Source organism: Streptomyces malaysiensis subsp. samsunensis (assembly GCF_024519315.1).
Taxonomy (GTDB): Bacteria; Actinomycetota; Actinomycetes; order Streptomycetales; family Streptomycetaceae; genus Streptomyces; species Streptomyces malaysiensis.
The window spans coordinates 46,170-64,873 of record NZ_JANIIC010000054.1 but is presented as its reverse complement, the minus strand read 5'-3'; the positions used below and the strand labels follow the sequence as shown (position 1 = coordinate 64,873).

Annotated in this window: 18 protein-coding genes; 9 read left to right on the top strand and 9 right to left on the bottom strand. The window is 71.5% G+C overall.

The features are described from left to right. Positions 1–158 precede the first annotated feature (158 nt). The gene (locus tag NQU54_RS35765; RefSeq protein ID WP_147967594.1) at positions 159–1,580 is read right to left on the bottom strand and encodes an NAD-dependent malic enzyme; all 1,422 of its coding nucleotides are present in this window, start codon (positions 1,578–1,580) and stop codon (positions 159–161) included. A gap of 280 nt (positions 1,581–1,860) precedes the next feature. Between NQU54_RS35765 and NQU54_RS35760 the strand changes: the two genes are divergently transcribed. Continuing rightward, the gene (locus NQU54_RS35760; RefSeq protein ID WP_020870916.1) at positions 1,861–2,070 is read left to right on the top strand and encodes a cold-shock protein; all 210 of its coding nucleotides are present in this window, start codon (positions 1,861–1,863) and stop codon (positions 2,068–2,070) included. Between the two features lie 281 nt (positions 2,071–2,351). On the opposite strand, the gene NQU54_RS35755 is transcribed toward NQU54_RS35760, so the two are convergent. From NQU54_RS35755 to NQU54_RS35730, 6 genes are all read right to left on the bottom strand, one after another. After that, positions 2,352–4,898: a HelD family protein gene (locus NQU54_RS35755; RefSeq protein ID WP_372506155.1), complete on the bottom strand. Its 2,547-nt coding sequence runs from the start codon at positions 4,896–4,898 to the stop codon at positions 2,352–2,354. A 63-nt stretch (positions 4,899–4,961) separates the two neighbouring features. Beyond that, entirely contained in the window at positions 4,962–5,726 is a 765-nt protein-coding gene (locus NQU54_RS35750; protein WP_093705972.1) for an anti-sigma factor family protein, read from the bottom strand. Continuing rightward, positions 5,723–6,244 (bottom strand): sigma-70 family RNA polymerase sigma factor, encoded by a 522-nt coding sequence (locus tag NQU54_RS35745; RefSeq protein ID WP_308408522.1) that lies wholly within the window; start codon positions 6,242–6,244, stop codon positions 5,723–5,725. The genes NQU54_RS35750 and NQU54_RS35745 overlap by 4 nt, the downstream gene beginning before the upstream one ends. A 497-nt stretch (positions 6,245–6,741) precedes the next feature. After that, on the bottom strand, positions 6,742–7,338 hold the full coding sequence (locus NQU54_RS35740; RefSeq protein ID WP_069863587.1) for a CGNR zinc finger domain-containing protein: 597 nt from the start codon (positions 7,336–7,338) through the stop codon (positions 6,742–6,744). Between the two features lie 520 nt (positions 7,339–7,858). After that, positions 7,859–9,025, bottom strand: a complete 1,167-nt coding sequence (locus NQU54_RS35735; RefSeq protein ID WP_257634652.1) for a uroporphyrinogen-III synthase — start codon at positions 9,023–9,025, stop codon at positions 7,859–7,861. Between the two features lie 332 nt (positions 9,026–9,357). Beyond that, a complete protein-coding gene (locus tag NQU54_RS35730) occupies positions 9,358–10,755 on the bottom strand; it encodes a nitrate/nitrite transporter (RefSeq protein ID WP_257634651.1) in 1,398 nt (465 codons plus the stop codon). Positions 10,756–10,974: 219 nt separating this feature from the next. Between NQU54_RS35730 and NQU54_RS35725 the strand changes: the two genes are divergently transcribed. Next, a complete protein-coding gene (locus NQU54_RS35725) occupies positions 10,975–11,337 on the top strand; it encodes a DUF6247 family protein (protein ID WP_257634650.1) in 363 nt (120 codons plus the stop codon). Then, the gene (locus NQU54_RS35720) at positions 11,334–11,621 is read left to right on the top strand and encodes a hypothetical protein (protein WP_257634649.1); all 288 of its coding nucleotides are present in this window, start codon (positions 11,334–11,336) and stop codon (positions 11,619–11,621) included. Before NQU54_RS35725 ends, NQU54_RS35720 begins: the two co-directional genes overlap by 4 nt. Here the strand turns inward: NQU54_RS35720 and NQU54_RS35715 are convergent. Beyond that, positions 11,611–12,579, bottom strand: a complete 969-nt coding sequence (locus tag NQU54_RS35715) for a LysR family transcriptional regulator (RefSeq protein WP_257634648.1) — start codon at positions 12,577–12,579, stop codon at positions 11,611–11,613. The two genes, NQU54_RS35720 and NQU54_RS35715, sit on opposite strands and share 11 nt — an antisense overlap. Positions 12,580–13,000: 421 nt before the next feature. Between NQU54_RS35715 and NQU54_RS35710 the strand changes: the two genes are divergently transcribed. Together NQU54_RS35710 and NQU54_RS35705 are read left to right on the top strand one after the other, a co-directional pair. After that, on the top strand, positions 13,001–13,357 hold the full coding sequence (locus NQU54_RS35710; protein WP_257634647.1) for a hypothetical protein: 357 nt from the start codon (positions 13,001–13,003) through the stop codon (positions 13,355–13,357). Continuing rightward, positions 13,354–13,605 carry a hypothetical protein gene (locus tag NQU54_RS35705; RefSeq protein WP_257634646.1) on the top strand — a complete coding sequence of 84 codons (252 nt, stop codon included), beginning with the start codon at positions 13,354–13,356 and terminating at the stop codon, positions 13,603–13,605. The genes NQU54_RS35710 and NQU54_RS35705 overlap by 4 nt, the downstream gene beginning before the upstream one ends. A 33-nt stretch (positions 13,606–13,638) precedes the next feature. Here the strand turns inward: NQU54_RS35705 and NQU54_RS35700 are convergent, their stop codons facing one another. Next, a complete protein-coding gene (locus NQU54_RS35700; protein WP_257634645.1) occupies positions 13,639–14,505 on the bottom strand; it encodes an alpha/beta fold hydrolase in 867 nt (288 codons plus the stop codon). A 93-nt stretch (positions 14,506–14,598) separates the two neighbouring features. On the opposite strand from NQU54_RS35700, the gene NQU54_RS35695 reads away from it, so the two are divergent. The 4 genes from NQU54_RS35695 (at position 14,599) to NQU54_RS35680 (ending at position 18,694) form a co-directional block, all read left to right on the top strand. After that, positions 14,599–15,492, top strand: a complete 894-nt coding sequence (locus NQU54_RS35695; protein WP_257634660.1) for a LysR family transcriptional regulator — start codon at positions 14,599–14,601, stop codon at positions 15,490–15,492. Positions 15,493–15,642: 150 nt separating this feature from the next. Further along, positions 15,643–16,947 (top strand): extracellular solute-binding protein, encoded by a 1,305-nt coding sequence (locus NQU54_RS35690; RefSeq protein WP_257634644.1) that lies wholly within the window; start codon positions 15,643–15,645, stop codon positions 16,945–16,947. Further along, positions 16,944–17,858: a carbohydrate ABC transporter permease gene (locus tag NQU54_RS35685; protein ID WP_257634643.1), complete on the top strand. Its 915-nt coding sequence runs from the start codon at positions 16,944–16,946 to the stop codon at positions 17,856–17,858. Before NQU54_RS35690 ends, NQU54_RS35685 begins: the two co-directional genes overlap by 4 nt. 71 nt (positions 17,859–17,929) lie before the next feature. Beyond that, positions 17,930–18,694, top strand: coding sequence for a carbohydrate ABC transporter permease (locus NQU54_RS35680; protein WP_069864164.1), 765 nt, complete (start codon positions 17,930–17,932; stop codon positions 18,692–18,694). The last annotated feature ends 10 nt before the right edge of the window (positions 18,695–18,704 follow it).

The window sequence follows — 18,704 nt, the reverse complement described above, 5'->3', positions numbered from 1 at the left end:
ACCCTCGCGCCCGGAACGCATCCTGCCCGCACCTGTGGCGGGAAAGCCAATCCGGAGCCCTGGAGAGTCACACGAAAAGCGCCGTGGCGGTCGTTTTCCTGCCCGCCACCCTATGGCCGCCTTCGGGACCCCACAGCGCGCGACGCGCCGTGCCCGGCTCAGACCGCAGTGGTACTGGTCACAGCGCGGGCCGCGTCCCGCACGGCCCCGGCGACCGCCCCCGCGACCTTGTCGTTGAAGACGCTCGGAATGATGTAGTTGGCATTGAGCTCGTCGTCGTGGACGACGTCCGCGAGCGCACCGGCAGCCGCCAGCATCATCTCGGTGTTCACCGTACGCGACTGCGCGTCCAGCAAACCACGGAAAACGCCCGGGAACACCAGGACGTTGTTGATCTGGTTCGGGAAGTCAGAGCGCCCGGTGGCGACCACCGCGGCGGTCTGGCGGGCGATCGCCGGGTCCACCTCGGGGTCGGGGTTGGCCAGCGCGAAGACGATCGCACCGTCCGCCATGGCGGCCACATCGTCGCCGGAGAGCACGTTCGGGGCCGAGACGCCGATGAACACGTCCGCGCCCCGCACGGCCTCGCGCAGGGTGCCCGTGACGCCCTCCGGGTTGGTGTTGTCGGCGATCCAGCGCAGCGGGGACTCCGGGTCGGCGGAGACCAGGTCCTGGCGCCCGGCGTGCACCACGCCGTGGATGTCGGCGACGACCGCGTGCCGCACGCCCGCGGCGGTCAGCAGCCGCAGGATGGCCGTACCGGCGGCACCCGCGCCGGACATGACGACCCTCACATCCTCGACCTTCTTGTCGACCACCCGCAGCGCGTTGGTGAGGGCTGCGAGCACCACGATGGCGGTGCCGTGCTGGTCGTCGTGGAAGACCGGGATGTCCACGGCCTCGCGCAGCCGCGCCTCGATCTCGAAGCAGCGGGGGGCGGAGATGTCCTCCAGGTTGATCCCCGCGAAGCCGGGGGCGATCGCCTTGACGATCGCGACGATCTCGTCCGAGTCCTGGGTGTCCAGGCAGATCGGCCAGGCGTCGATGCCCGCGAACCGCTTGAAGAGGGCCGCCTTGCCCTCCATCACCGGCAGGGCGGCCTTGGGGCCGATGTTGCCGAGGCCGAGGACCGCGGAGCCGTCCGTGACGACCGCCACACTGTTGCGCTTGATGGTGAGACGGCGGGCGTCCTCGGGGTTTTCCGCGATGGCCTGGCAGACCCGGGCCACACCGGGCGTGTAGACCATGGAGAGGTCGTCACGGTTGCGGATGGGGTGTTTCGACGACATCTCGATCTTGCCACCGAGGTGCATCAGGAACGTACGGTCGGAGACCTTGCCGAGCGAGACACCCTCGATGCCCCGCAGCTTCTCCACGATCTCCTGGGCGTGCGCGGTCGAGGTCGCGGCGATGGTGACGTCGATACGGAGCTTCTCGTGGCCGGAAGCGGTTACGTCAAGGCCCGTTACCGAGCCACCGGAGGACTCCACGGCCGTGGTCAGCTGGCTGACCGCGGTACCGCTCGCGGGCACCTCCAGCCGGACCGTCATCGAGTACGAGACGCTGGGCGCCGTTGCCATGGCCTGCTTCCTCTGCTTTCCCTTGTTCATGCTGTCCGGGCCGCGGGATTGCCGGGCCACGTCCTCAGATGGTTACACCTACCTCTGGGTATGGGGTAACCCGGCCCGACTTTCGGACATATTGTTCTGACATAGCAGAGTGGGGTCAGCCGAGTGGAAAGCCCCACTCCTTCGCGGGAACGCCTGGCGAGGCGGGCCGTGCGCCGCATCCTCCGGCCTAGGCTCTGGCGCGCTACAGCGTCAGAAGACGTCAGAGGAAGAGACAACGAGGAGCGCGGGCATGGCTCAGGGCACCGTGAAATGGTTCAACGCCGAGAAGGGCTACGGCTTCATCGCCCAGGAGGACGGCGGACCGGACGTCTTCGTCCACTACAGCTCGATCGACGGCAGCGGCTACCGCAGCCTGGTCGATGAGCAGCGGGTCGAATTCCAGATCGTGCAGGGCCGCAAGGGCCCGCAAGCGGAAGAGGTCCGCGTCCTCGGCGGCTGACACCGCCCGGCGCGGACCTCTTACGGAAGAGATGAAAGGTGGCACCGACCCGCCATGCTCGCCTCGCGGCAAGTGGTCGCTCGAAGCGACGAAGGTTGGGCCCGGGGGCTTGGATCGAGCCGGTGCCACATCAAGGCTAACAAACAGGCCCGGGAAGGGATTCCCCTCCCGGGGGTGGATTTCGAAGCCCCCTCCGGTCCCCCGGCCGCCGGGGTCTTCCGGCCTCCGTGGCCTTCCGGCCGGGGGCACCTCCCAGCGGTGGCCGGGGGGAGAACCGCGCCTCAGAAGGGGGAGTCCCGCAGCAGGTCCGGGACGCCCTCGCCGTCCGGTTCATCGCGGTTGCCCGACACCACCGTCAGCCGCTGGGTCGCGCGGGTGAGCGCCACGTACAGCACCCGGAGCCCGGCCGGGGACTCGTCGGCGATCTCGGCGGGCGAGACCACGACCGTGGCGTCGTACTCCAGCCCCTTCGCCTCCAGGCTGCCCAGCGCCACCACCCGGTGGCCCAGGCCCGTCAGCCACTGACGGGCCTGTTCGCGCCGGTTCATCGCCACGACGACGCCGACGGTGCCGTCCACCTCGTCCAGCAGCCGGAGCGCCTCCCGGCGCGCGGCCGCGCCGAGGTCGCCGTCGGCGCCCGGGGCGAAGCGCGGCGCCACACCCGTGGAGCGGACCGCCTCGGGGGCCGGGGTGCCGGGCATCGCGAGCGTGAGGACCTTGGTGGCGAGTTCGGCGATCTCCGCCGGGTTGCGGTAGTTGACGGTGAGGGTGAAGCGGCGGCGCGGGCGGCTGCCGAGCGCCTCGTCCCGGGCCTGCCCCGCCTCGTCCGGGTCGGACCAGGAACTCTGGGCGGGGTCGCCGACGACCGTCCAGGTGGCGTGGCGGCCGCGCCGTCCGACCATCCGCCACTGCATGGGGGTGAGGTCCTGCGCCTCGTCGACGATGACATGGGCGTAGTCGGTGCGCTCCCGCTCGGCCCGCTCGGCGCGGGTGCGGCGGGGGGCGACCCGGTCGGCGTAGGTGGTCAGCTCATCCAGGCCGGTCAGCTGGTCCAGCGGATCCGTCTCACGGGGGGCCGCGGGGCGGGCGGGGGTGCCCAGGAGGGTGTTGAGCTCGTCCAGCAGCGCCACGTCGTGGACCGACAGCGGGCCCTGCCCGTCCGGGCCGAGCCGGCCGAGCGACCGGGCCACCTGACGGACCTCGCGGGGGTTGAGCACCCTTCGTGACCAGCGGCTCAGCCGCTTCTCATCGGCCATGGCGGCGAGGACGGAGCGGGGGGTGAGCTCGGGCCACCAGGCGTCGAGGAAGTCCTGGAAGGAATCCTCGGTGGAGATGTCCTCGTCGAAGCCCTCCCGCGCCTCGGCGGCCAGCTCGGGGTCGGTGTAACGCCTGGGCGCGCCGGAACGGGTCCACAGCGCGTCCAGCAGCAGCCGGCGGGCACGCGGGCGCAGCAGATTGACGGGCGCGGTGCCGCCCAGCACGTTCTGGCGGATGGTGCGCAGCTCATCGGCGCCCAGCTCGATCCGGGCGCCGAAGGCGACCACGCGCAAACGCTCGGGTGGGCCGCCGGGTCTCGATCCGGGGCCCGCGCCGGGTCTGGCGCCGTCGCCCGACGGGGTCGCGGCGGGGGCGCCGAGCGCCATATCGAGGGTCAGCTGGCCATGGTCCGACGACGAGGCCGGGGACTCCGACGACGAGGCCGGGGCCGACGAGGGGGCCGGGGTCGATGACGAGGCCGATACGGCGGTGGCTCCCCGGGGCAGCTCCAGCGCGCCACGGGCGGCCTTGCGGAGCACCCGCACCATCCGGGAGGAGCCCTTGACGCGGGCCACCGCCGGGGTGTCGTACGTGGTGGCCTCGGAACCCTCCACCAGCGAGCCCACCGCGCGGATGGCCACCTGGCCCTCCTCGCCGAGCGAGGGCAGCACGCCCTCGGTGTAGGCGACCAGCAGCGGGGTGGGGCTGACCACGAGGATGCCGCCCGCGTAGCGCCGCCGGTCCTGGTAGAGCAGATACGCCGCGCGGTGCAGCGCGACCGCCGTCTTGCCGGTGCCGGGGCCGCCCTCGACCTCGGTGATGGAGGCGGCGGGGGCGCGGATCACCTGGTCCTGTTCGGCCTGGATGGAGGCGACGATGTCGCGCATGGTGTGGCCGCGGGCCTGGCCGAGCGCGGCCATCAGCGCACCGTCGCCGACCACCGGCAGCGCGCCGCCGTCCAGGGTCGCGCTGAGTTCGGGGCGCAGCAGGTCGTCCTCGACGCCGAGCACCCGGCGGCCCTTGCTGCGGATCACCCGGCGGCGGACGACGCGGCCGGGGGCGACCGGGGTGGAGCGGTAGAAGGGGGCGGCGGCGGGCGCCCGCCAGTCGATCACCAGCGGGGCGTAGTCGGCGTCGAGGACGCCGATGCGGCCGATGTGCAACGTTTCGGCGATCTCCGCGCGGTCGCCGTCCGGACCGGTGCGGATGGCGTCGTCGGCGGGCTCGATGGAGGTGTAGGCGCCGTCGGGGCCTCGCTCACCGTCCTTGCCCGGCAGCAGATCGATGCGGCCGAAGAGGAAGTCCTCGAACTCGCTGTTGAGCCGGTTGAGATGGACCCCGGCCCGGAAGACCTGGGCGTCCCGTTCGGCGAGCGCGCCGGGCGTACCGACCTGACCGCGCTTGGCGGCGTCGTCCATGAGGAACTCCGCCTCGTGGATCTTCTCCTCGAGGCGGTGGTACACCCGGTCCAGATGCGCCTGTTCGATCCGGATCTCGCTGTCCCGGATCCCGTCCCCGCGGTCCCGCCGCGGTGCGGTCCGGCCGTCATGCGTGGCGTTCTGCGCGGCCACCCAGGCCCCCTTCTGTGTTCTTAAGGGCAGCCGTCAACCGTACACCTCCGGGGAGGGGGTTTCTCAGAGCCTGACCTCGGCCAGCCGCTGGCCGTCCAGGGTGCGGACCTCGAAACGCTCGATCTCGTCGGTGTTCATGGCGGCGCCGCCCTGGGCGTAGAGCGGCTCCTTGCTCCAGCGGGAGCCGTCCCCGTCCTTGACGCCGTAGCCCGAGGTGGGCACGGCCCAGGTGGTGATGGTCTCCTCATGGCCGTCCTTGCCGATGGCAACCAGGTCGCAGCTGCGCGGCCCCTTGAGGTTGCCCAGCTTGAGGGCGACGGAGGTGCCCCAGCCCTTCTGCTGAAGCGAGACGGACGCGTCCACCTTGGTGACGGGGTCCACCGCGCTGAACTTCCGTCCCTGGTCGAACACCTGCTTGGAGGTGGACGCCACCACCTGGGTCTTGCCGCCGCCGTCGTCGGAGCCCTTGGTGATCGCCGCACCAGCGAGCGGGCCGCCGACGATGAGGACGGCGGCCGCGGCGACGAGGAAGAGCCGCCGTCTGCCGGAGGCTTTACGGCTCGACGAGACATCGTCCAGGAGCCGGTCGAGCAGCTCCGGCCCTGGGCGGGCGGTGACCACCGCCGGATCCGGGAGCGCGGTGCCGTCGGCGGCGGTGGCGTACTCGGCCAGCAGCGGCGGGAGGCCCATCAGCTCGTCGAGCTCGGCGGCGCACCGCTCGCACCCGATGAGGTGATCCTCGAAGCGCGCCGCGTCGGCGGGGTCGAGCACCCCGAGCGCATAGGCGCCGACCGCGGTGTGCTGCTGGTCGTCCGCTGCCGGCATCATGCCGTGACCCCCCGTTCCTCGAGCGAGAGCTTCAGGGAGCGCAGCGCGTAGAAGACCCGGGACCGTACCGTCCCGGCGGGAACGCCCAGCACTTCGGCCGCCTCACTCACCGTCCGTCCCCTGAAGTATGTCTCGACGAGCGCCGCTCTATGTGCGTCGGTGAGGTCATTCAACGCGTCGGAAATGGTCATCTGGCGCAACGCGCGGTCGATGTCGTCCGCGGCGGGCATCGCGTGGAGCGGTGACGCGTCCACTTCGTGGGGGCGTGCGCGACGCTGGCGGTGGCCGTCGATGACGATGCGGCGGGCCACGGTCACCAGCCAGGGCCGCACCGAGCCTCCGGAGCGCCGCAGTTGGTCGGCGTTGCGCCAGGCCCGCAGGAGGGTCTCCTGGACCACGTCCTCGGCTCGGTGCCGGTCGCCCGCGACCAGGCGCAGGACGAAGGCGAGAAGCGGGCCTGCGTGCTCCGCGTAGAGCGCGCGCATGAGCGCGTCGTCCGGTGTCGTCCTCTCGGTCACGAGGGCATCTTTGCGTACGCAAGCCGTCGGGTCGAGGGGGGTACGGGCTGGAAACGCTCGGCGTTCATCGGCCCTCGTGTGATGTACATCCCATTTCCGGACTGAACATCTACCGCCGCGCGACGCGTACTTGAGTCCGAGTAGGCCGACGCCGGGCGGGCGCCGGCCGTCAGGAAGGGCTCCCTCCCCAAATCCGCCCCACAGGCCCCGGTCCCCCCATCCGGGGCCTGTGTCATGTCTGAATCCGATTCATGTTTTGCCGATGCTTGGGTTTAACGCGGCGAGGGCGTTTATCGGCGGCGTACCCGGCCGCGGGTTTACGGGGCGCCGGCGTTACCGGGCGACGTGCCCAGCCGCGGGTCCCACCCGACAGCAGCGCTCACCGGCAACAAACCCAGCCGCGGGCTCACTCAACGGCGGCGCTCACCTGGCGACGTACCCGGCCGCGGATTCCACCCGACAGCAGCGCTCACCCGGCGGCGTACCCGGCCGCGGGCTCACTCCACGGCGGCGTTCACGCGGCGCCGGTGGCGGGCGACGCGCTCGCGGTTTCCGCAGACTTCGCTGGAGCACCAGCGCCGCCGGCGGCCGCGCGAGGTGTCGAGGTAGACCAGCGAGCAGGTCTCCCCCTCGCAGCGCCGCAACTGCCCGCGCGCCACCGGGTCGGTGAGCAACTGCACCGCGTCCCGGGCGATCTGGGCCAGCAGCGCTCCGCAGTCGGGCTTCCCGACGAGGGCGCGTACCAGGGCGCCGTCGGGCGTCCGTACGGCGCGCAGGGCGGGCGGGGCGGTGGCGGCCAGCGCGTTCATCCGCTCCAGATCGGCGCCCGCGGCACGGCCCTCCACCTCGGTGTGGACGATCCGGTGCAGCAGATCCCGGGCCGCCCGGAAGCGGACGAGCCAGCGGTGGTCCACGACGTCGAGAGGGGTACCGCCGGGTACGAGTCCGGCGCCCAGCAGCCAGGCCCTGAGGGGCTCCACCCCGCCGAGCCGCTCGACGGGCGCCTCGCTGAGCCGGCCACCGACCGTGGCCACCAGGTCCAGGCAGATCCGCCCCGAGTCGAACCGCAGGTCGTAGGCCGACGCCGACGCCATGTTCCTGTCACCCCTTGGGGAAGGCCCGATCCGGTCACCTTTCAGAGTGCCCGCCCCGCCTGTCCCCCGGAACCCCTCCGGAACCGAGCCCGGGCAAACGCCCGGCGAACCCTTCACACAGCCGAGTGCCGGAACGAAGCCCCTCCAGCGTTTGAGGGGCAACTCCAGCCCCTCCGGCGTCGACTCCACCCCTCCGGCGCTTGAGCAACGGCGTCCAGGGGAGCCCCGCACCCGAGCCCCTCCAGCGCTTTCCAGCCCCTCCGGCGTTTGAGGAGCGGGGTCCGGGGCGGAGCCCCATGATCCAGCCCCTCCAGCGCCTGAGCAACGGGGTCCGGGGCGCACCCCCATGATCCAGCCCCTCCGGCGATTGAGGAGCGGGGCCGGGGGCGGAGCCCCAGCCGGGGCGGCGGGGCGGAGCCCCGTCTTTCGGGAAGGGGCGGGGTGGGGGCTACCGCCGGAGGCACCCCGCACCCACACACCCCCGCACCCACACACCCACACACCCCCGCACCCAAAGCCCCTACTCCCCCGCATACTTCGTATCGGCCGAAGGATCAAGCGCAAGCCGATACCCCCGCTTGACCACAGTCTGAATGAGCTTCGGCGCCCCAAGCGCCATCCGCAGCCGAGCCATCGCCGTCTCCACCGCATGCTCATCGCGCCCAGCCCCCGGCAACGACCGCAGCAACTCCGAGCGGGCCACGACCCAGCCGGGGCGGCGGGCCAGGGCACGCAGCAGCGCCATCCCGGCGGGCGGCACGGTGCGCAGTTCGCCGTCGACGACCACGGCGTGGCCGCGGATCTCCAGCCGCCGCCCGGCGACGGGCAACGGCCGTACCCGGCCCGGGAGTTCGGCGGTCAGCAACTGGACGAGCGGCCCGAGCCGGAACCGTTCCGGCTGGGAGGTGGGCACGTCGTGGGCCTCCAGCGGCAGCGCGGTGACGGGACCGACACACGCGGGCAGCACATCATGGCGGAGCGCGTCCAGCAGCTCCGCGCGCATCCCGCGCCGTTCGGCCCGGTCCAGCAGGCTCGCGGCGGCGGGCGCGCTGGTGAAGGTGACGGCGTCCAGGGCGCGGGCGACGGTGGCGTCCAGCAGCCGGTCCACGGGCCCGATGTCCTCCGGCGGCATCCAGCGGTAGACCGGCACCCCGACCACCTCAGCCCCCGCGGCGCGCAGCGACTCGACGAAGCCGGGCAGCGGCTCGCCGTGCAGCTGGACGGCGATGCGGTGCCCCTCGACGCCCTCCTCCAGCAGCCGGTCGAGCACCTCGGCCATCGACTCGGACGCGGGGAACCACTCCTCGGTGAGCCCGGCGGCCCGGATCGCCCCGCGCACCTTCGGCCCGCGGGCCAGCAGCCGCACCTCGCGCAGCCGGTCGAGCAGCGCGTCGCCCAGGCCCCAGCCGTCGGCGGCCTCGACCCAGCCGCGGAAGCCGATGGCCGTGGTGGCGACCACGACATCCGGTGCGTTGTCGATCAACTGCTTGGTGGCGGCCAGGAGTTCGGAGTCGTCGGCCAGCGGCACGATCCGCAGCGCGGGCGCGTGCATCACCTCCGCGCCGCGGCGCCGCAGCAGGGCGCCGAGCTCGTCCGCGCGCCGTGCCGCGGTGACCCCCACGGTGAATCCGGCGAGCGGGCCGACGGGCTCCTCGCCACCCGCGGCTCCGGTCTGTTGTCGCTGCATGGCTCTCGTCCCGATCTCCCGGTCTCCCGATTCGCTCGCGTATGGACACCTCCGGTTCCGCATCCTGTCGCCGTCCGGTGACGGTGGCGGTTCACGGAGGTTTCCCAGGTGTAACGCGGTGTACGGCCGAGGGCTTCCCCGCCGACCGTACGCCGACCGCGGGCCCCGGGGACCGTACGCCGACCGTACGCCCCACCGAGACCGTACGGCCGACCTACGCCCCGGGCCCCGCGGCCGCCCTGGGCGCCCTGGACGCCCGCTCGAACCGCTCAGGCGCCAGCTCGAACCGCTCAGACGCCAGCTCGAACCGCTCAGACGCCCGCTCGGACCGCTCAGACGTCCGCGTAGGCGGGTTGCCGCTCGGACCGCGGATCATGCGTGTCCGGACCGGCGGCGGGCGCCGTGGCCGGGCGGTCGCCGCGGAGGTATACGGCCCAGGTGACCGCGGAGCACAGGGCGTAGAAGGCGAGGAAGGAGACGAAGGCGGGGGTGCCGGACTGGGCACTCGCGAACGACTCCCGGAAGGCGAGGTTGATCCCGAGCCCGCCGAGCGCGCCCACCGCCCCGATCAGCCCCATCGCCGCGCCCGACAGCCGCCGCCCGTAGGACGCGGCCGCCGCGCCCGTCAGACCGCGGGCGACGGCCTTCGCCTGGAAGATGCCGGGGATCATCTTGAAGGTGGAGCCGTTGCCGAGCCCGCTGAGGACGAAGAGGGCGATGAAGCCGAGGAGGAAGACGGGCAGCGACTTCTGCGCGGAGGCGTAGACGACCACGAGGGTGGCCACGGCCATGGCGGCGAAGTTCCACAGGGTGATCCGCGCGCCGCCGTGGGTGTCGGCGAGCCGGCCGCCGACGGGGCGGATGAGCGAGCCGAGCAGCGGGCCGATGAAGGTGAGCGAGGCGGCCTGGAGCGGGGTGCGGTCGAACTGGTTCTGGAGCACCAGGCCGAAGGCGAAGCTGTAGCCGATGAACGAGCCGAAGGTGCCGATGTAGAGCAGCGACATGATCCAGGTGTGGGCGTCCCGGGCCGCCTCCCTGGCCGCCCCGGAGTCGTTGCGCACCGGCGCCAGGTTGTCCATGAACAGCGCCGAGAGCACCATCGCCACCACGATCAGCGGGATGTAGACGGCGAGCACCAGCCGCGGCTGGGCCGCCCCCGCGGTGCCGATCACCAGCAGCCCGATCAGCTGGATCACGGGCACACCGATGTTGCCGCCGCCCGCGTTGAGGCCGAGCGCCCAGCCCTTCTTGCGCAGTGGGTAGAAGGAGTTGATGTTGGTCATGGACGAGGCGAAGTTGCCGCCCCCGACCCCGGTGAGCGCCGCGACCACCATGAACGTGGTGTAGGAGGTCCCGGGCTCCATCACCACGGCGGCGACGACGGCGGGTACGAGCAGCAGCCCCGCGCTGATCACCGTCCAGTTGCGGCCGCCGAACCGGGCGACCGCGAAGGTGTACGGCACCCGCAGCACCCCGCCGACCAGAGTGCCCATCGCAACCAGGAAGAACTTCCCGGCCGCGTCGACGCCGTACTCCGGCCCCATGAACAGGACCATCACCGACCACAGACTCCAGATGGAGAACCCGATGTGCTCGGAGAGGATGGAGAAGACCAGATTCCGGGTCGCGATCCGCTCCCCCTTCTCCCTCCAGAAGCTCTCGTCCTCCGGGTCCCACTGCTCGATCCAGCGGCCCCCCTTGCGCACGGCGGTGGTGGTCGGGGCAGTCATCACGCCTCCACAGTTCTCGGTGTCGCTGCCCGACGGTAGGCACGACGCATTACCGCGCTGTGGCGGCAGGTGACACGGACGAAACCTTGCTCTCACCCGGGGGGAGGGGTGGCGGTGAGGGATGTACCGCATGCGGGGGGCGGGGGCTGACGCGCCCGCCTTGTCGCGCATTCCCGGTACGGTACCGGTGCACCGCCCGACCGCCCGCCGGAGGATCGCATGAGCAGCCAGCCGGACCACTCGGACGCGCCCGTCATCCCGCAGCCGCCGATGACGCGGGACGCCTTGCGGGAAGCGGTCAAACGGCTCGACCTCTCGCGCATCGCCGAGTTCGACCGCGACCTGGGCGAGGCGTTCGACCGCGCCGTTCAGACCGCTTCGACCACGCCGATGCGGCTGTTCCTGGAGAAGTGGGCGACCGTCGTCGCGATCGAACGCCACCCCGGGAGGTTCCACGCCATGCGCGAGGCGGAGCGCGTCACCGGCGATCCGCGGGCCACGGAGGAGGAGTTCCGGGCCGCGCAACAGACCATCGCCCGCATCCTCCGCGAAGCGTCCGCCGAGACCGGGGCCGCCGGGTGAACACACGGGGCGAAGCCGTCGAGGACACCGCCGGATGGGCCTGGGAGTACAACCCCGGCGCCGAGTGGGTCGTCGGCGGCATGAAGGACACGGACCGGTGCGCGGTCGAGGTGATCGGCAGCGCTCTGGCCGATCTCGCGGCCCAGGGGCTCGGCCCGGACGGTCTCCTCGATGACGACCCCAAACCCCATCGCCTGCGCACGTACAGCGTCGAGACGATGCTCGTCTGGTACCAGGTGATTCCGCATCGCAAGCGCGTCTGCATCAACCGCGTCAATCTCTGACCACCACGCCCGCCTCGGGGCGTGGCAGCCAGGAGCCCGGTGGGCGGGTGAGCCAGTCGGAGGCGGTGGCGAGTGTGCGGGCCGCCGCGTGGAGGGCGTCCAGGCCGGGGTGGCCGAGGCCCTTGCGCCACAGGATGGAGACCGGTGAGAGCGGAACGGGCTCGGTGAGCGGGCGCAGCACCGTACCGGGGAGGTGGATGAACACCTCGCTGGCCAGCACCGACCAGCGGCGCTTGGTCACCACCCGGATGAACTCCTCGTCCCCCTCGATCTCCGGGAACGGCTCCGCCATCGCGATCCCGCACCCCGCGAAGAGCTGGGCGGCGAGGTCCGTCCACTCGGTGGTGGTGTGGTTGCCCGCCGCCGCGTACAGGGTCTCGCCCGCGAGCGAGGACAGCGGGATCCGCTCGAGCCCGGCCAGCGGGTGGTCCTCGCGCAGGACCACGGCGAGGCGCTCATAGCGGATCAGCCGGTGCTCAAGCCGGGCGAGCACGGCGGGGTCGAGGCCGTGGGCCCGGCCGAAGGAGACGTCGAGACGGCCGGCGAGGAGTTCGGCGGCGGCCCCGGCCAGCCCGCTGTGGAAGCGGGCCACCAGCTCGGTCTCGGGGCCGAGACCGAGCCGCGCCTCCGCCAGCACCTGGCTTCCGGTGCTCACCGGGGCGCTCACATCCACCAGCAGCGGGCGGCGCTCGGCCCCGCTGAAGGCCGCCACCAGATCGTCCTGGGCCTGGAGCACCCGCCGGGCGTACGGGAGCAGCCGCTCGCCCGCGGCCGTGAGGGCGACCTGGCGGGTGGTGCGCACGAAGAGCTCCGCACCCAACTCCCGCTCCAGACGGCGGATATCGCGGCTGAGGGCCTGCTGGGCGACGTAGAGGCGGGCGGCGGCGCGGGTGAAGTGCAGTTCGTCGGCGACGGCGGTGAAGGCGCGCAGCAGCCGCGGTTCGATGTCCCGGTTCACCGCACCATGGTGGCCGACGCCTCCGACACCCGACCAAAATTGACAACAGATATGCGTGAATGGGCCCGGATCAGGTGTTGGACCGGGACCGGGTGCGCCCGGGACCGTGGAGAAATGGTCCTCTTCCTCGCCTCCCGCCCCATCGTCCCCCGCCCCTCCCACACCACCCCACCCCCACCACGCCGCGTCCAGGCCATCGCCAGAGCCCTCCTGACCGTGCCCGTCCTACGCATGAGGGCCCGCGCCCGCCGCGCCGCCCCGGCGCCCCGGCACGACTCCCGGTCGGCGCGGCACTGAGGGGGCCCGGTCCGCGCGGGCCCCCTGCCATCGGCCGCATTCGTCATACAAGCCGCCGCCCACCACGCGGGTCCCCGTATGGCCAGTACGGTGCATACGGACACCGAACAGCCCGGAGGACCGCATGAGCGCACACCCCATGGAGCCGCCTGCGGGGGGCCTCATCCCCCGGCCGGAGCGCACTCCCGAATCGCTGCGCCTCGCGCTCGCCCGCGTAGCGCCCCATCGGCTGGGCGAGATGGAAACCCAGAAGAACGAGGCGTTCGCCCTGGCCGCCGAACACAACAACCTCGGCCCCATCCGCCAATGGCTGACCATCTGGGCCGGCGAGGTGGAGATCGAGCGCCGCCCCGACCTGGCCGCACGACGGCGTAACGCCGAGCACGCGGTGCACGGCCTGGCCAAGGACGACCCGGCCTGGCGGGCCGCCATGGACGAACTCCTGGCCGTGGTGAACGAGGCCCGGGAGGCCACTGCGTGAGCTGGGCATGGGAGTACGACCCCAGCGAAGATGAGGTCGCGGGCGGCGCCCCGCCCGCTCTGCTCGCCGAAGTGGAGAAGAAGGCGGACGAGTTGGTCCGTGCAGCGGCCGCCCTGTACCTGGACGGCACGGCATACCAGGGGCCGTCGCCGCGCGGCGAGAACGTTCTGGTGCCCGGCGGCATGTTCTTCTGCCAGGTGGTTCCCCGGCACGAGCGCGTCTACCTCCTACAGATCACAGCTTGGTGATCAAGCAGCAGCGTGCAGGCGGCGGGAATCGCCCTACGCCGCGTCGGCCTCCGTCAGGAAGGGACTGAGCACGGACAGAAGAGGGCCCGGGCGTTCTTCGGGGAGGTAGTGGCCGCTGTCGTCGATCACGGCGCCGCGCGTTGCCGGGGCGACCTGGCCGAGGCTGTGGAGGGGGGCCGGGCCACCGGCCCGGCCGGAACCGATGGCCAGGGTGGGCATCGGCAGCGGGGTGCGGGCGAGTTCGGCGATGGCGGCGGTGTCGGCGGGGACGTTGCGGTAGTACGCGAAGCCGTTGGCCAGCCGGCCCGGCCTGGTGTAGCCGCGCAGATAGGTGTCGACGTCGGCGGGGCGAATGGCCCCGGTCTCCATGGCGTGGCCGTAGAAGTGCTCCAGCAGGATCCGTTCCCGGCCCTCGGCCAGCCCCTCCGCGAGGCCGGGCGCCGCGAAGAAGCCGAAGTGCCAGAGCCCGGCGCGGGCGATCAGCTCGTTCAGCCCGAAGCCGTGCAGGGGCACGGCGAGCAGGGTGAAGCTGCGGACGTGGGCGGGGTGGGCGGCGGCCCAGGCGTAGCCGATGGGGCCGCCCAGGTCGTGGCCGACGACATGGACCCGGTCCAGGCCCACCTCGGCGCGCCAGGCGTCGAGGAGGTCGGCGGCGATCCGGACGCCGTGGCCGCGCGGGGAAGAGCCCGAGTCGCCCAGGCCCGGCAGGTCCACCGCGAACACCTCGTGGTCGCGGGCGAGCCGGGGGATCACCTTGCGCCAGGCGTACCAGGTCTGCGGCCAGCCGTGGAGCAGTACGACGGGGGTCCCCGAACCCGCCCGCACCCAGTGCAGCCGTACGCCCTCGACGGTCGTCTCGCGGTGCTCGTGTACTTCGTCTGTGCCGTTCGTGTCGTTCATGTCCCGCAGTCGAGCATCGGAGCGGCGGTACTTTCTCCTTCGATATATGAGACGTGAAGGGATTATTCGCGATCAGATATAGGCTTGACCCTTATGGAGCTGCGCCATCTCCGCTATGCGCTCGCCCTCTCCGAGCACGCCCACTTCGGCCGGGCCGCCGCCGCGCTGGGCATCCGGCAGCCGCCGCTGTCCCAGCAGATCAAGGCGCTGGAGACCGAGCTGGGCGTACAGCTCTTCGACCGCACCGGGCACGGGGTGCGGCCCACCGCCGCGGGTGAGGCGTTCCTGGCCCGGGCCCGGCAGGTGCTGGACCACCTCGACCTCGCCGTACGGGACGCGGCCGACGCCGGCCGCGGCGAGACCGGCACGCTCGCCATCGGCTTCCTCGGCACCGCGCTGGCCGCCGTGCTGCCCGAGGTGCTCACCGCCTTCCGGACCCGCCGCTCGCAGGTCCGGCTGGAGCTGCGGGAGCTCCCCAGCGCCCGGCAGGTCGAGGCGCTGCTGGACGGCGGCCTGGACGCCGGGGTCATCTGCGGCCCGCCACCCGCGGCCGCCCGGCGGCGGCTGACCAGCCTTCCGCTGGGCCGGGAGAGCCTGGTGGCCGCGGTGCCGTCCGGCCATCCGCTCACCAGTGCCGCGGCCGTGCCCGTACGGGCGCTGGACAGCGAGCCGCTGATCCTCTCCTCGCGGCAGGCCGAGCCCGCCGCCGCCGATGTGGCGCTCGCCGTGTGCCGGGCCGCCGGGGTGGAGCCGAGGATCGCGCATGAGGCGCACAATCTGCACACCCTGCTGGGGCTGGTCGCCTGTGGGCTGGGGATCGGCATCGGACCGGCGGGGATGCGGCGCTTCCGGCATGTGGGGGTGACCCTGCTGCCGCTGGAACCGGCCGCCGCCGGGCTGGAGTTCCACCTCGCCCACCGCTTCGGGCCGGTGCCGAGCGTTCTGGGCGCCTTCCTCCGCACGGTGCGCCAGGTCCATCGGGGCTGACCGCCTCCCCGCCACGCCTCCGGGTACCCCCACCCGTTTCATCAACGGCATTGACTTACCTCCACCACCCCTCGTATACCTCTCCCCATCGAAGCGCTTCGACGAACGTTGCACGTGCGCCATTCCTTCCAACCCTCTCGGAGGCAGCGGATGTTGACGGCACGGAAACGGACGACACGAACGGTGGCCGTCATAGCGGCCGCGCTCGCAGGAGCCCTGGTCATGGCGGGTTGCGGAGGCGGCGGGGACGAGGCCGGGGACGGCAAGTCGCTCAGGCTGTGGCACTACGAGGCGCCCAACAGCGCCATGGGCATCGCCTGGAAGCAGGCGATCGAGGAGTTCAAGAAGAGCCATCCGGGCGTTACAGTGAAGGTCGAGGAGAAGGGCTTCGAACAGATCCAGAAGACCGCCTCCATGGTCCTCAACTCCGGTGACGCGCCCGATCTGATGGAGTACAACAAGGGCAACGCCACCACCGGGCTGCTCTCCAAACAGGGCCTGCTCACCGACCTCACCCCCGAGGTCACCAAGCGCGGCTGGGACAAGCCGCTCAGCCCCGGGGTGCGCACCACCAGCCGCTATGACGCCCAGGGCGTGATGGGCTCCGGCAACTGGTACGGAATCCCCAACTACGCCGAGTACACGATGGTCTTCTACAACAAGACCCTCTTCGACAAGCACCACATCGAGGTCCCGGCCACCTTCGCCGAATTCACCGCCGCCCTGGAGGCGTTCAAGGACAAGGGCGTCACCCCGCTGGCCAGCGCGGGCGCCGAATACCCCGCCCACCAGTACGTCTACCAGCTCGCCCTCTCCAAGGCCGAGCGCTCCTGGGTGGACGCCTACGAGCGGTACAAGGGCAAGCCGGACTTCCACGACCCCGCCTGGACCTATGGCGCCACCACCTTCGCCGACTGGGTGAAGAAGGGCTATATCGCGAAGAGTTCGAGCGGCGCCAAGGCCGAGGACGCGGGCGCGGCCTTCATCGCGGGGAAGTACCCGATGTTCTTCTCCGGCAGCTGGTGGTTCGGCCGCTTCAAGTCCGAGATGAAGGACCAGTGGGGCACGTTCCGCTTCCCCGGCTCCGAGCTCACCCTCGGCTCCGGCGGCAATCTCTGGGTCGTCCCCAAGGGCGCCAAGAACAAGGAACTCGCCTACGACTTCATCGACATCACGATGAAGAAGGGCATCCAGAACACCCTCGGCAACAACGGCGGAGTGCCCGTGGCCGCCGACCCCTCAGCGATCACCGACCCCAAGTCCAAGAGCCTGATCCAGGACTTCACCGCCTACTCCGAGGGCGACGGCCTGGCCTTCTACCCCGACTGGCCGGTCCCCGGCTTCTACGACACCCTCGTCTCCGAGACCCAGAAGCTGATCACCGGCAGCGCGAAGCCCGATGACTATCTGGACGCGCTGAAGAAGGCGTACGACGCGGGCGCGCCGAAGGGATGAGCTCCCACGGCCACGGCGTGCGAGGGCGGCGCCGCGAGTATCCGTACGCCCTGTTCCTGCTGCCCGGCGCGCTGGCCTTCCTCGCCGTCATCGTCGTCCCGTTCCTGATGAACACGGGGATCAGCCTCACCCACTGGCAGGGCGTGGGCAGCCCGAAGTGGGCCGGGCTCGACAACTACCGCGAGCTGCTGGACGACTCGGCCTTCTGGGAGTCCTTCCGGCACAGCCTGGCCATGGTGGTGGCGATGGCGGTGCTCCCCACCGCCCTCGGCCTGGTGCTGGCCGCCGCGCTCTTCGACTATGTGGCCAAGCACATCGGCACCCGTACGGCGAGCGTGCTGCGCGCCTGCTTCTATCTGCCGCAGGTGCTGCCGATCGCGGTGGCCGGGATCGTCTGGAGCTGGATCCTCGCCCCGGAGAACGGCGCGCTCAACGAGGCGCTGGACGCCGTCGGCCTCGGCTCGCTGCGCCATGACTGGCTGGGCGACCCGGACTTCGCGCTCTACAGCGTGATGGCCGTGATGGTCTGGGTCCAGCTGGGCTTTCCGCTGGTGGTCTTCATGGCGGGGCTCCAGCGCGCCGACCCGTCCCTGCACGAGGCGGCCGAGCTGGACGGGGCCTCGTGGTGGCGGCGGTTCTGGCATGTGACGCTGGTGCAGATCCGCCCGGAGATCTATGTCGTGCTGCTGTGGTGCACCATCGCGGCGCTCAAGGTCTTCGGCGCGGTGTATGTGCTCACCAAGGGCGGGCCCGGTGGGGCCACCAATGTCCCCTCGTACTTCTCCTTCCAGTCCTTCTTCGAGAAGACGCAGGTCGGCTACGGCTCCGCGGTCTCCACCGCCCTCACCGTGATCATCCTGGCGCTGGCCCTGGTGGCATTGCGTCTGCAAACCCGGGCGGAGGACCAGTGAAGGCTCCTGAGCGACACCGCGCCCCGGTCCGCTATCCGGTGCTGGCCGCGCTGATCGTGGCGGCCGTGCTCATGGTGCTGCCGTTCCTCGTGGTGGCCCTCAACGCGGTGAAGTCGCCCGCCGAGTACTCCGCGAACGGCCCGCTGAGCCTGCCCGAGGGAATCCACCTGGACGGGCTGCGGGACTTCTGGCAGCGGGTGGACTTCGGACAGAAGCTCTTCAACTCCGTGCTGATCTCGGGCTCGGTGGCGGTGCTCGCCGCGCTGCTGTCCGTGCTCAACGCGTATGCGATCGGCGTCGGGCGGGTCAGGGGCCGCCCCTGGGTACTGGCCTTCTTCGTCCTGGCCAACATGCTGCCGCAGGAGGCCCTGGTCTACCCCGTCTACTACCTGTCCAAGCAGGTGGGTCTGTATGACACCCGGCTGAGCGTGATCATCGTCTTCACCGTGATCCAGTCGGCCTTCGGCACCTATCTGCTCTCCTCCGTGCTCGGCGCCTTCCCCAAGGAGATCATCGAGGCGGCACGGATCGACGGCGCCAACAAATGGCAGGTGCTGTGGCGGGTGGTGGTGCCGGTCAGCCGTCCCACCATCGGGGTACTGCTGGTCTTCTTCTTCATCTGGACCTGGAACGAGTTCCTGCTGCCCCTGGTGATGCTGATCTCCAACGACAACCAGACGGTCTCGGTGGCGCTCGGTGTCCTCCAGGGCCAGCGGCTGATGGACGCCACCATGACCAACGCGGCCGCCCTGCTGGGGGTGCTCCCCGCGTTCTGCTTCTTCCTGATCTTCCAGCGGACCCTGACCCGTGGCATCGCCATGGGCGCGGTCAAATGACGAGGAGGGC

What these genes read in the sequence shown, in the direction of transcription:
- NQU54_RS35765 (WP_147967594.1), bottom strand. Translation starts at nt 1,580, where the DNA reads ATGGCAACGGCGCCCAGCGTCTCGTACTCGATGACGGTCCGGCTGGAG.
- NQU54_RS35760 (WP_020870916.1), top strand. Translation starts at nt 1,861, where the DNA reads ATGGCTCAGGGCACCGTGAAATGGTTCAACGCCGAGAAGGGCTACGGC.
- NQU54_RS35750 (WP_093705972.1), bottom strand. Translation starts at nt 5,726, where the DNA reads ATGATGCCGGCAGCGGACGACCAGCAGCACACCGCGGTCGGCGCCTAT.
- NQU54_RS35740 (WP_069863587.1), bottom strand. Translation starts at nt 7,338, where the DNA reads ATGGCGTCGGCGTCGGCCTACGACCTGCGGTTCGACTCGGGGCGGATC.
- NQU54_RS35735 (WP_257634652.1), bottom strand. Translation starts at nt 9,025, where the DNA reads ATGCAGCGACAACAGACCGGAGCCGCGGGTGGCGAGGAGCCCGTCGGC.
- NQU54_RS35730 (WP_257634651.1), bottom strand. Translation starts at nt 10,755, where the DNA reads ATGACTGCCCCGACCACCACCGCCGTGCGCAAGGGGGGCCGCTGGATC.
- NQU54_RS35725 (WP_257634650.1), top strand. Translation starts at nt 10,975, where the DNA reads ATGAGCAGCCAGCCGGACCACTCGGACGCGCCCGTCATCCCGCAGCCG.
- NQU54_RS35710 (WP_257634647.1), top strand. Translation starts at nt 13,001, where the DNA reads ATGAGCGCACACCCCATGGAGCCGCCTGCGGGGGGCCTCATCCCCCGG.
- NQU54_RS35700 (WP_257634645.1), bottom strand. Translation starts at nt 14,505, where the DNA reads ATGAACGACACGAACGGCACAGACGAAGTACACGAGCACCGCGAGACG.
- NQU54_RS35695 (WP_257634660.1), top strand. Translation starts at nt 14,599, where the DNA reads ATGGAGCTGCGCCATCTCCGCTATGCGCTCGCCCTCTCCGAGCACGCC.
- NQU54_RS35690 (WP_257634644.1), top strand. Translation starts at nt 15,643, where the DNA reads ATGTTGACGGCACGGAAACGGACGACACGAACGGTGGCCGTCATAGCG.
- NQU54_RS35685 (WP_257634643.1), top strand. Translation starts at nt 16,944, where the DNA reads ATGAGCTCCCACGGCCACGGCGTGCGAGGGCGGCGCCGCGAGTATCCG.
- NQU54_RS35680 (WP_069864164.1), top strand. Translation starts at nt 17,930, where the DNA reads ATGGTGCTGCCGTTCCTCGTGGTGGCCCTCAACGCGGTGAAGTCGCCC.